Genomic DNA, 12,410 nt, shown 5'->3' with positions numbered 1-12,410 from the left:
CACCAAGTTCGAGTCAGAAGTATACGTACTGGGCAAAGACGAAGGTGGCCGTCATACGCCGTTCTTCAAAGGCTATCGTCCACAGTTCTACTTCCGTACGACTGACGTAACCGGTACTATCGAGCTGCCAGAAGGCGTTGAGATGGTAATGCCTGGTGACAACATCAAGATGGTTGTTACGCTCATCGCACCTATCGCGATGGACGAAGGCCTACGTTTCGCTATCCGTGAAGGTGGCCGTACTGTAGGCGCTGGTGTTGTTGCTAACATCATTGAATAATGATTTGACGAAACACTAGTAAAAAGGGCATCATTTGATGCCCTTTTTCTGCGTTTGACGCTCCTATTGGTGTGAATTTAGCCAGCAGTCGTTAGCAAGCGCAGAGTTTAGTGATCGTATCGTGCTTGATTGAGACGTTATGGTCACCATGCGCCTTTGCCAAACACTGATTGTGGATGGCTGAAAAGGCACTGCCGTCTATGTAGACTTGTTACAGGTAGAATGTATGAAAGCGAACGCTGAGACCCAATCCGGTTCGATGGACATCCTTAAATGGGGTGTTGTTTTTGTCCTATTGGCCGCAGCCGTGATAGGGAATAGCCTGTACAGTGACGTGTCTGTGGTAGTGCGAGCTGCTGCCGTGGTGGTATTGGTTGCCGCTGCCGGTGGTGTCGCTGCACTCACGATGAAAGGAAAAGCTGCGATCACGTTTGCACGCGAATCGCGTATGGAAGTGCGTAAAGTGATTTGGCCAACCCGCCAAGAGACTTTACAGACTTCTCTCATCGTTCTGGCTGTTACTGTTGTTATGGCGCTCATCTTGTGGGGCGTTGACGGAATCATGGTCCGTCTAGTCCGCCTAATCACTGGCGTGTGAGGTAAAAGTACATGAGCGAAGCTCCCAAAAAACGTTGGTATGTGGTCCAGGCTTTCTCTGGTTTTGAAAGCCGTGTTGCGCAGTCACTGCGCGAACATATCAAAATGCACGAAATGGAAGACTATTTCGGGGAAGTCTTGGTGCCAACCGAAGAAGTGGTTGAAATGCGCCAGGGACAACGTCGCAAGAGCGAGCGTAAATTCTTCCCAGGTTATGTGCTCGTCCAAATGGTGATGAACGATGAATCTTGGCACTTGGTACGTGGTGTGCCACGTGTGATGGGTTTCATTGGTGGCACCTCAGATCGCCCAGCACCTATTTCTGATAAAGAAGCGGACTCTATTCTCAATCGCTTAGAAAAAGCGAGCGAGTCTCCGGTTCATAAAACCGTGTTTGAAGCGGGCGAAGTGGTGCGTGTGACCGAAGGACCGTTTGCAGACTTTAATGGTGTCGTAGAGCAAGTTGACTACGATAAGAACCGCCTTAAAGTCTCGGTGTCTATATTCGGCCGTGCGACCCCTGTTGAGCTGGAATTCGGTCAGGTAGAAAAAACCTGATCAAAAAAGCACCGCTAATGGTTGGCAAGGGCGCGAAATTTGACTATAATTTCGCGCCCTTTTGTTAAACGGGGAGTTTATCGCAAGATAGACGTTAGTACCCAAAATAAGGTAATTGAATAATGGCAAAGAAAGTAGAAGCTTACATCAAGCTGCAAGTTGCAGCGGGTGCAGCTAACCCATCGCCACCGGTTGGTCCTGCTCTGGGTCAACACGGTGTGAACATCATGGAGTTCTGTAAAGCGTTTAACGCGAAGACCGAATCTATCGAGAAAGGTCTACCAACTCCAGTTGTTATCACTGTATACAGTGACCGTTCTTTCACCTTCGTAACCAAGACTCCGCCAGCCGCGATTCTTCTTAAGAAAGCAGCAGGCGTGAAATCTGGTTCAGGTCGTCCGAACACTGAAAAAGTGGGTACCGTGACTGACGCGCAGATCCAAGAGATCGCAGAAACCAAAGCGGCAGACATGACCGGTGCGGACATCGAAGCGATGAAACGCTCCATTGCGGGTACTGCCCGTTCAATGGGCCTGAACGTAGAGGGTTAAGACAATGGCTAAAATGACTAAGCGCATGCGCGTAATCCGCGAAAAAGTTGATGTGACCAAAGAGTACGACATCAACGAAGCCGTTGCTCTACTGAAGGAACTGGCGACTGCAAAATTCGTTGAAAGTGTTGATGTTTCTGTCAACCTTGGCATCGATGCTCGTAAATCAGACCAAAACGTTCGTGGCGCGACTGTACTGCCTAACGGTACAGGCCGTGACATCCGTGTTGCTGTGTTCACACAAGGTGCGAACGCTGACGCGGCGAAAGAAGCGGGTGCTGATATCGTAGGTATGGAAGATCTTGCTGAGCAAGTGAAGAAAGGCGAAATGAACTTTGACGTCGTCGTCGCTTCACCAGACGCAATGCGCGTTGTTGGCCAGCTAGGTACCATCCTAGGCCCACGTGGCCTGATGCCAAACCCGAAAGTGGGTACTGTCACGCCTAACGTTGCTGAAGCGGTTAAAAACGCGAAAGCAGGTCAGGTTCGTTACCGTAACGACAAGAACGGCATCGTTCATACCACCATCGGTAAAGTTGACTTTGACGCAGACAGCCTGAAAGAAAACCTGGAAGCGCTGTTGGTGGCACTGAAGAAGGCGAAGCCAACTTCAGCTAAAGGTACTTACATCAAGAAAGTTAGCCTTTCAACAACCATGGGTGCTGGTGTTTCTCTAGACCAGAACTCTTTGGAAGCAAGCGTTAACTAATTGCGACAAGCGAGTGAGTAGTTTATACTCTCTCGCTTGACAATTTTATGGCTGAGTTTGCCACGGCAAACTTCGTCCAAGACCGTAGGCGTTCATTACGAACTTAATATTTCCTACGTAGACGGTGCCAGAACATGATAGATTTCTCGTCTTTCTTGGATCTGCACCGTACAAGCTCTCTCTGCAAGGCTGTAGAGAGTGGTGTTAAACAATCCAGGAGCAAATCCAAATGGCTTTAAACCTTCAAGACAAAAAAGCAATTGTTGCTGAAGTCAACGAAGCTGCCAGTGGAGCCCTGTCTGCAGTAGTTGCTGATTCTCGCGGTGTTGCCGTTGACGCAATGACTTCTCTACGTAAACAAGCGCGTGAAGCGGGCGTTTACATGAAAGTTGTGCGTAACACACTGGCTCGCCGTGCAGTTGAAGGCACTGAGTATGAGTGTCTGCAAGACACTTTTGTTGGCCCAACTCTGATTGCGTTTTCTAACGAGCACCCAGGTGCCGCTGCGCGTCTTTTCAAAGACTTCGCAAAAGAAAACAAAGAGTTTGAGGTTAAATCTGCTGCATTCGAAGGCGCGATCACTGACCCAGAGGTACTGGCGACACTGCCAACGTACGACGAAGCAATTGCACGCCTAATGATGGGCTTGAAAGAAGCTTCTGCCGGCAAGCTGGTTCGTACTATCGCCGCTGTTCGCGATCAAAAAGACGCGGCCTAATCGCCCGTTTAATTTGGTTGCTTAATCCTTTTATTGTTGACTTTAAAGAGAATTGTTATGTCTATCACTAACGAGCAAATCCTAGACGCAATTGCAGACATGTCTGTAATGCAAGTTGTTGAGCTTATCGAAGCTATGGAAGAAAAATTCGGCGTATCAGCGGCAGCAGCCGTTGTTGCTGGCGGTGCTGCTGAAGGCGGCGCGGCTGAAGAGCAAACCGAATTTGACGTTATCCTAACTGAAGCGGGTGCGAACAAAGTAGCCGTTATCAAAGCGGTACGTGGCGCAACTGGTCTAGGCCTGAAAGAAGCGAAAGCGCTTGTTGACGGCGCGCCTGCACCTCTGAAAGAAGGTGTTGAGAAAGAAGAAGCTGACGCGCTTAAAGCTCAGCTAGAAGAAGCTGGTGCTTCTGTTGAAGTTAAGTAATTTATACTTAATTTCCTAGCCTGAAAAGGCATTGGCTGGTGGCTAAAAAGCCACCGGCCTTTTTGCGCTGTAGGGCAGTAGTGAAATTTTCACCCCGTTTTATCACTGCTGACCATGCAAAAAAAATCAAAGCAAGCGCTTTGATTTTCCTACACTAAACGGTGGTTGTTTAGTCACTGTCCCTTGTACTGGACAGTTTGGGTCACTTATCAGCGAGCTGAGGAACCCTATGGTTTACTCTTATACCGAGAAAAAGCGTATCCGTAAGGATTTTGGTAAGCGTCCGCAAGTTCTGGACGTGCCATACTTGCTGTCGATCCAGCTTGAATCTTTTAAGAACTTTATCGAGCAGGATCCAGAAGGGCAATACGGTCTTGAAGCTGCCTTTCGCTCTGTCTTTCCAATTCAGAGCTACAACGGCAATTCCGAGCTGCAATACGTTAGCTATCGTCTCGGTGAGCCAGTTTTCGATGTCAAAGAATGCCAAATTCGCGGCGTAACCTATTCGGCCCCACTGCGCGTCAAACTGCGCTTGGTGATGTTTGATAAGGATGCCCCGGCTGGTACCGTTAAAGACATCAAAGAACAAGAAGTCTATATGGGCGAAATTCCGCTCATGACTGAAAATGGTACCTTTGTCATCAATGGTACTGAGAGGGTTATCGTATCCCAGCTGCACCGTAGTCCGGGCGTCTTTTTCGACAGCGATAAGGGTAAAACCCATTCCTCAGGAAAAGTGCTATATAACGCACGCGTGATCCCATACCGTGGTTCATGGTTGGATTTCGAATTCGATCCTAAGGATATCGTATACGTTCGTATCGATCGTCGTCGTAAGCTGCCAGCTTCGATTATTCTGCGTGCGCTGGAATACACCACTGAAGAGATCCTAGACCTGTTCTTCGAAAAAGTTGTTTTCGAAGTAAAAGGCAAGTCTCTGGTGATGGAACTGGTGCCTGAGCGTCTACGTGGCGAAACCGCCAGCTTTGATATCGAAGCGGACGGTAAAGTCTACGTGGAGCAGGGTCGTCGAATCACTGCACGTCATATCCGTCAGTTGACGAAAGATAACGTTGATCACATCGAAGTGCCAGTTGAGTACATTGCGGGCAAGATTTCTGCGCGTGAGTATGTCAATCAGGACACAGGTGAAGTGATTGTCTCGGCTAACCAAGAGGTCAGCCTGGAGACACTGGCGCAGTTGTCGCAAGCAGGTCACAAACGTATCGAAACCCTGTTTACCAATGACCTGGACCATGGCCCGTACATGTCCGATACCTTGCGTATCGACAACACCACGGATCGTCTCACGGCGCTAGTCGAAATCTATCGCATGATGCGTCCTGGCGAGCCGCCAACGCGTGAAGCAGCCGAGCAACTGTTTGAGAGCCTGTTCTTCTCAGATGACCGCTATGATTTATCATCTGTTGGTCGTATGAAGTTCAACAGCTCGTTGGGTCGTGACGACCTCACCGGGCCTGGCGTACTGAGCAAAGAAGACATCATCGAGGTGATGCGTAAACTTATCCATATCCGTAACGGTATTGGTGAAGTGGACGATATTGATCACCTGGGTAACCGCCGTATTCGCTCTGTGGGTGAAATGGCAGAAAACCAGTTCCGTGTTGGTTTGGTACGTGTAGAGCGTGCCGTTAAAGAGCGTTTGAGCTTGGGCGATCTCGATAACGTGATGCCACAAGACTTGATTAACGCCAAGCCTATCTCTGCGGCAGTGAAAGAGTTCTTTGGTTCTTCGCAGCTGTCACAGTTTATGGACCAAAACAACCCATTGTCTGAGGTGACGCATAAGCGTCGTATCTCTGCCTTGGGTCCAGGTGGTCTGACGCGTGAGCGCGCCGGCTTTGAAGTGCGTGACGTTCATGCGACGCACTACGGTCGTCTTTGTCCGATCGAAACACCGGAAGGGCCGAACATCGGTCTGATTAACTCACTGTCTGCGTTTGCGCGTTGCAACGCTTATGGCTTCCTCGAAACACCTTACCGGAAAGTCGTTGACGGTAAAGTGACGGATCAAATCGATTACTTATCAGCGATTGAAGAAGGTCACTACGTCATTGCGCAGGCAAACGCCGCGTTAAATGAAGATGGCTCATTCACTGACGAACTGATCACGGCCCGTAAGACAGGCGAATCAGGCTTGCACCCACGAGACCATGTCCAGTACATGGACGTTGCGACCAACCAGGTCGTATCGGTGGCTGCTTCTCTGATCCCGTTCCTCGAGCATGACGATGCGAACCGTGCCTTGATGGGCGCGAACATGCAACGTCAGGCCGTGCCAACATTGCGTGCGCAAAAGCCGCTGGTTGGTACGGGTATCGAGCGTAACGTCGCCGTTGACTCGGGTGTTACCGCGGTAGCAAAACGTGGCGGTACCATTCAGTCCGTTGACGCCTCACGTATCGTAGTGAAAGTGAATGAAGATGAACTGGTACCAGGCGAAGCCGGTATCGACATCTACAGCTTGATCAAATACACACGTTCTAACCAGAACACCTGTATTAACCAGCGTCCAACAGTGATGCCGGGCCACGAAGTGGCAAAAGGTGATGTACTGGCTGACGGCCCATCGACTGACTTGGGCGAGCTGGCACTGGGTCAGAACATGCGTATCGCGTTTATGCCGTGGAACGGTTACAACTTTGAGGATTCCATCCTTATTTCTGAGCGTGTTGCTCAGGAAGACCGTTTGACCACTATCCACATTCAAGAGCTGTCTTGTGTGGCGCGTGACACCAAGCTGGGTAGCGAAGAAATCACCGCGGATATTCCAAACGTGGGTGAAGCTGCGCTGTCTAAGCTGGATGAGTCAGGTGTTGTGTATATCGGTGCCGAAGTGAAAGGCGGCGATATCATGGTCGGCAAAGTGACGCCAAAAGGCGAAACACAACTGACACCAGAAGAGAAGCTGCTGCGTGCCATTTTCGGTGAAAAAGCGTCTGACGTGAAAGACTCGTCACTGCGTGTACCGAATGGTGTGTCTGGTACGGTTATCGATGTACAAGTCTTTACTCGCGATGGCGTAGAGAAAGACAAGCGTGCACTCGAAATCGAAGAAATGCAGTTGAAAGAAGCCAAGAAAGACCTGACCGAGGAGTTCTCTATCCTTGAAGGCGGTCTGATGGCGCGTGTTCGCACACTGCTTTCTCAAGCCGGTTATACCGACAACCAGCTCGACGGCATGGATCGTCAGACCATGTTGACGCAAACGCTGGATGATGAAGCACAGCAAACCCAGCTTGAGCAATTGGCTGAGCAATACGACGAAATCAAAGCCGACTTTGATAAGAAATTCGACACCAAGCGTCGCAAGATCACTCAAGGTGATGACCTTGCCCCAGGCGTGTTGAAGATTGTTAAAGTCTACCTTGCGGTGAAACGTCGCATTCAGCCAGGCGATAAGATGGCCGGTCGTCACGGTAACAAAGGTGTTATCTCTAAGATCAACCCGATCGAAGATATGCCTTACGACGAGTCAGGCGAGCCTGTTGACTTAGTGCTGAACCCACTGGGTGTTCCTTCGCGGATGAACATCGGTCAGATCCTAGAAACGCACTTGGGTCTGGCGGCGAAAGGTATTGGTGACAAGATCAATCGCATGCTCAAAGAGCAGCAGGAACTGGCGAAATTCCGTGAGTTCTTGCAGAAGGTCTATGATCTGGGTGAGACCCGTCAGGAAGTGGACATCAGTAAACTGACTGACGAGGAAGTTCGCACGTTGATCAATAACCTGCGTGATGGTCTGCCAACCGCGTCTCCTGTCTTTGATGGTGCGCCTGAGCCGGTTGTCAAAGAGCTATTGAAACTGGGTGATTTGCCAGAGTCAGGTCAGCTTGACCTTTACGATGGCCGCACGGGTGAGAAGTTTGAGCGTCCAGTAACCGTGGGTTACATGTACATGCTGAAACTCAACCACCTTGTTGACGATAAGATGCACGCCCGTTCAACAGGCTCTTACAGCTTGGTCACTCAGCAGCCGCTGGGTGGTAAGGCACAGTTCGGTGGTCAGCGCTTCGGTGAGATGGAAGTATGGGCACTGGAAGCATACGGTGCTGCCTATACCCTGCAAGAAATGCTCACCGTGAAGTCGGATGACGTTAATGGCCGTACCAAGATGTATAAAAACATCGTTGATGGCGACCATCGTATGGAGCCGGGCATGCCGGAATCTTTCAACGTATTGCTGAAAGAAATCCGCTCGTTGGGTATCAACATCGAGCTGGAAGACGAGTAAGCCACGCGCTACTCTCTCCGGTAAGAATATGAAGGCGCTGCCGGTCAGCGCCTTTATGGGTCAACTCCTCACAGGAGCCGATTGTGAAAGACTTACTTAAGTTTCTGAAAGCACAACATAAGACCGAAGAATTTGATTCAATCAAGATCGGTCTTGCCTCACCTGACATGATTCGTTCATGGTCGTTTGGTGAAGTGAAAAAGCCAGAAACCATTAACTACCGTACCTTTAAGCCTGAACGTGACGGTTTGTTCTGTGCACGTATCTTTGGCCCGGTCAAAGACTATGAGTGTCTTTGCGGTAAGTACAAGCGCCTCAAGCACCGCGGCGTCATTTGTGAAAAATGTGGCGTTGAAGTTACTCAGACCAAAGTACGCCGTGAGCGTATGGGTCACATTGAGCTGGCTTCTCCTGTTGCCCACATTTGGTTCCTGAAGTCGCTGCCATCGCGCATCGGCTTGCTGATGGACATGCCACTGCGTGACATCGAGCGCGTGCTCTACTTTGAGTCGTACATTGTTATTGAACCAGGCATGACCAACCTCGAGCGTGGTCAGATGATGTCTGAAGAACAATATCTAGACGCACTCGAAGAGTGGGGCGACGAATTTGACGCGCGCATGGGCGCTGAAGCAGTCAAAGCACTGCTGGCGAACATGGATCTGTCGGTTGAGACAGAACAAATGCGTGAGCAGCTCGAAGAGACCAACTCTGAGACCAAGCGTAAGAAGATCACCAAGCGTTTGAAGCTGGTTGAATCCTTCTTGCAATCAGGTAACAACCCTGAGTGGATGATCCTGACCGTGCTGCCTGTGCTGCCGCCGGATCTGCGTCCATTGGTACCGTTGGATGGTGGTCGCTTTGCGACGTCAGATCTTAACGACCTGTATCGCCGCGTGATCAACCGTAACAACCGTTTGAAGCGCCTGCTTGATCTTGCTGCCCCAGACATCATCGTGCGCAACGAAAAGCGCATGCTGCAAGAGTCTGTGGATGCTATGCTGGATAACGGCCGTCGTGGTCGTGCGATCACCGGTTCGAATAAGCGTCCGCTGAAATCGCTGGCTGACATGATCAAAGGTAAGCAGGGTCGTTTCCGTCAGAACCTGCTGGGTAAACGTGTTGATTACTCTGGCCGTTCGGTGATTACCGTGGGTCCATACTTGCGCCTGCATCAGTGTGGTCTGCCAAAGAAAATGGCACTAGAGCTGTTTAAACCGTTTATCTACGGCAAGCTTGAGACTCGTGGTCTAGCGACCACCATCAAAGCGGCCAAGAAGATGGTTGAGCGCGAAGAAGCCGTGGTATGGGATATCTTGGATGAAGTCATCCGTGAACACCCTGTCCTGCTAAACCGTGCACCAACACTTCACCGTTTGGGTATCCAAGCGTTTGAACCTGTGCTTATCGAAGGTAAGGCGATTCAGCTACACCCATTGGTGTGTGCGGCCTATAACGCCGACTTCGATGGTGACCAGATGGCGGTTCACGTACCGCTGACGCTGGAAGCCCAGCTCGAAGCGCGTGCGTTGATGATGTCAACCAACAACATTCTTTCGCCAGCATCGGGTGATCCTATCATTGTACCGTCTCAGGACGTGGTACTGGGTCTTTACTACATGACCCGTGAGAAGGTGAACGGCAAAGGCGAAGGCATGTACCTGGCAGGCCCAGGCGAAGCTGAAAAAGTTTACCGTACCGGTCATGCTGAACTGCATAGCCGTGTAAAAGTGCGCATCAAGCAAATCGATATCGATGAGATGGGTGCACGCACCGAGAAAGAAGCGCTCGTCGATACCACCGTCGGTCGTGCCATGCTGTGGACTATTGTTCCAGACGGCCTGCCCTACGAGTTGGTTAACCAGCCGCTAGGCAAAAAGCAAATCTCTAATTTGCTCAACACGTGCTACCGTAAGCTGGGTCTGAAAGATACGGTTATCTTTGCTGACCAAATCATGTACACAGGTTTTGCCTATTCCGCGCTATCGGGCACCTCTGTCGGCATCGACGATATGGTGATCCCACAAGCGAAATACGATCTGATTGAAGCGGCTGAAAGCGAAGTTGCGGAAATCCAAGAGCAATTCCAGTCGGGTCTGGTGACCGCTGGTGAGCGCTATAACAAAGTGATCGATATTTGGGCGGCGGCGAACGAGCAAGTCGCGAAAGCCATGATGGATAACCTGTCTAATGAGACAGTGATTAACCGTGACGGTGAAGAAGAGACGCAAAGCTCGTTCAACAGCGTATACATGATGGCCGATTCCGGGGCGCGTGGTTCTGCCGCACAGATCCGTCAGCTGGCGGGTATGCGTGGTCTGATGGCGAAGCCAGATGGCTCTATCATCGAAACGCCAATCACGGCGAACTTCCGCGAAGGTCTGAACGTACTGCAGTACTTTATCTCTACGCACGGTGCGCGTAAGGGTCTCGCCGATACCGCACTGAAGACAGCGAACTCAGGTTACCTGACACGTCGTCTGGTTGACGTTGCCCAAGACGTGGTGGTGACCGAAACCGATTGTGGTACCGAAGGTGGTATCCACATGATGGCGGTTATCGAAGGTGGCGACGTAAAAGAAGCCCTGCGTGAGCGTGTGCTGGGTCGTGTCGTGGCTGAAGATGTGCTTAAGCCGGGCACAGAAGAAGTGCTGGCGCCACGTAACACCCTGTTGGACGAGAAATGGTGTGACATTCTTGAGCACCACTCTGTCGACAAGGTAAAAGTGCGCTCTGTCGTGACCTGTGAAACTGACTTTGGTTGTTGTGCGAACTGTTACGGCCGTGACTTGGCACGTGGTCACTTGGTTAACCACGGCGAGTCTGTGGGTGTTATCGCCGCACAGTCTATCGGTGAGCCGGGCACACAGCTGACCATGCGTACCTTCCACATCGGTGGTGCGGCATCGCGTGCAGCAGCAGAAAACAACATCCAGGTGAAGAACAAAGGTTCTATGCACCTGCACAATGTGAAATCTGTGACCAATAGCGACGGTAAGCTAGTGATTACCTCGCGTGCGTCAGAGATGACCATTGTGGATGAGTTTGGCCGTACCAAAGAGAGCTACAAAGTCCCTTACGGTGCCATGCTGAGCAAGCAAGACGGCGAAGCCGTTGAAGCCGGCGACGTGGTGGCTAACTGGGACCCACACACCATGCCAATCATCACTGAGGTAGAAGGTAGCCTTCGCTTCGTGGATATGATTGATGGTGCGACTATGCAGCGTCAAACGGACGAGCTTACGGGTCTGTCTTCTATCGTGGTCATGGATGCCTCTGAGCGCCCATCATCCGGTAAAGACAAGCGTCCTGCGGTGAAGTTGGTGGATGCACAAGGCAACGATGTGATGGTACCTGGCACTGATATGCCAGTTCAGTACTTCTTGCCTGGTAAAGCGATCGTTCAACTGGACGACGGCGCAAGCGTTGGTATTGGTGACACCCTTGCTCGTATCCCGCAAGAAAGCGGCGGTACCAAGGATATCACTGGTGGTCTACCACGTGTTGCTGACCTGTTTGAAGCACGTAAGCCAAAAGAGCCTGCTATCTTGGCAGAGATCACAGGTACTGTTTCCTTCGGTAAAGAAACCAAAGGTAAGCGCCGCCTGATTATCACGCCAGAAGAGGGTAAAGCTTACGAAGAGATGATTCCAAAATGGCGTCAGCTCAACGTATTCGAAGGTGAAAAAGTCGAGAAAGGTGATGTGATCGCAGACGGTCCTGAATCACCACACGACATTCTGCGTTTGCGTGGCATTCACGCGGTAGCAGAATACATCACTAACGAAGTCCAAGACGTTTACCGTCTGCAGGGTGTTAAGATCAACGATAAGCACATCGAGACCATCGTGCGTCAGATGCTGCGTAAAGTGACCATTAAGTCTGCCGGTGATACGGAGTTCTTGGAAGGCGAGCAGGTGGAATACTCACGTGTGATGATTGCTAACCGTGATCTCGAAGCGGAAGGCAAGCAGCCGGCGACCTTTGGTCGTGATCTGCTGGGTATCACCAAAGCCTCGTTGGCGACTGAGTCATTCATCTCAGCGGCATCGTTCCAGGAAACCACGCGCGTGCTGACTGAAGCAGCCGTGGCAGGTAAGCGTGATGACTTGCGTGGTCTGAAAGAGAACGTGATTGTGGGTCGTCTGATCCCAGCCGGTACCGGCTTCGCGTATCACAAAGACCGTCAAGCAAAACGTGCCGAGCCAGAGCAGCCAGTAGCCCCTCAGGTCGATGCAGAGCAAGCTTCGCAAGATCTTGCTGCGCTACTGAACGCGGGTCTGAACGACGATAGCTAAGCGTGGAAGCGTTGATAA

Annotated in this window: 9 protein-coding genes; all 9 read left to right on the top strand. The window is 50.9% G+C overall.

The features are described 5' to 3' along the window. The coding region (locus tag BZG25_RS13930) for an elongation factor Tu (RefSeq protein WP_198535233.1) at positions 1-280 on the top strand (280 nt) is incomplete at its 5' end. 226 nt (positions 281-506) lie between these two features. Further along, positions 507-878, top strand: coding sequence for a preprotein translocase subunit SecE (secE, locus tag BZG25_RS13925; protein WP_025674747.1), 372 nt, complete (start codon positions 507-509; stop codon positions 876-878). A gap of 11 nt (positions 879-889) precedes the next feature. Next, positions 890-1,435, top strand: coding sequence for a transcription termination/antitermination protein NusG (gene nusG, locus BZG25_RS13920; protein ID WP_025744447.1), 546 nt, complete (start codon positions 890-892; stop codon positions 1,433-1,435). 122 nt (positions 1,436-1,557) lie between these two features. Further along, positions 1,558-1,986 carry a 50S ribosomal protein L11 gene (gene rplK / locus BZG25_RS13915; RefSeq protein WP_046074509.1) on the top strand — a complete coding sequence of 143 codons (429 nt, stop codon included), beginning with the start codon at positions 1,558-1,560 and terminating at the stop codon, positions 1,984-1,986. Between the two features lie 4 nt (positions 1,987-1,990). Continuing rightward, positions 1,991-2,695, top strand: a complete 705-nt coding sequence (gene rplA / locus BZG25_RS13910) for a 50S ribosomal protein L1 (protein ID WP_046074510.1) — start codon at positions 1,991-1,993, stop codon at positions 2,693-2,695. A 229-nt stretch (positions 2,696-2,924) separates the two neighbouring features. Beyond that, positions 2,925-3,413, top strand: a complete 489-nt coding sequence (gene rplJ, locus BZG25_RS13905) for a 50S ribosomal protein L10 (RefSeq protein WP_046074511.1) — start codon at positions 2,925-2,927, stop codon at positions 3,411-3,413. Positions 3,414-3,470: 57 nt separating this feature from the next. After that, the gene (gene rplL, locus BZG25_RS13900; RefSeq protein ID WP_046074512.1) at positions 3,471-3,839 is read left to right on the top strand and encodes a 50S ribosomal protein L7/L12; all 369 of its coding nucleotides are present in this window, start codon (positions 3,471-3,473) and stop codon (positions 3,837-3,839) included. Positions 3,840-4,068: 229 nt separating this feature from the next. Then, positions 4,069-8,094, top strand: a complete 4,026-nt coding sequence (gene rpoB / locus BZG25_RS13895) for a DNA-directed RNA polymerase subunit beta (protein WP_046074513.1) — start codon at positions 4,069-4,071, stop codon at positions 8,092-8,094. Between the two features lie 83 nt (positions 8,095-8,177). Then, positions 8,178-12,392, top strand: coding sequence for a DNA-directed RNA polymerase subunit beta' (gene rpoC, locus BZG25_RS13890; protein WP_046074514.1), 4,215 nt, complete (start codon positions 8,178-8,180; stop codon positions 12,390-12,392). Positions 12,393-12,410 lie beyond the last annotated feature (18 nt).

Origin of the sequence: Salinivibrio sp. ML198 (assembly GCF_001996015.1) — a bacterium.
Lineage (GTDB): Bacteria > Pseudomonadota > Gammaproteobacteria > Enterobacterales > Vibrionaceae > Salinivibrio > Salinivibrio siamensis.
The sequence above is the reverse complement of the archived record's forward strand: the minus strand, read 5'-3'. Positions and strand labels throughout refer to the sequence as shown.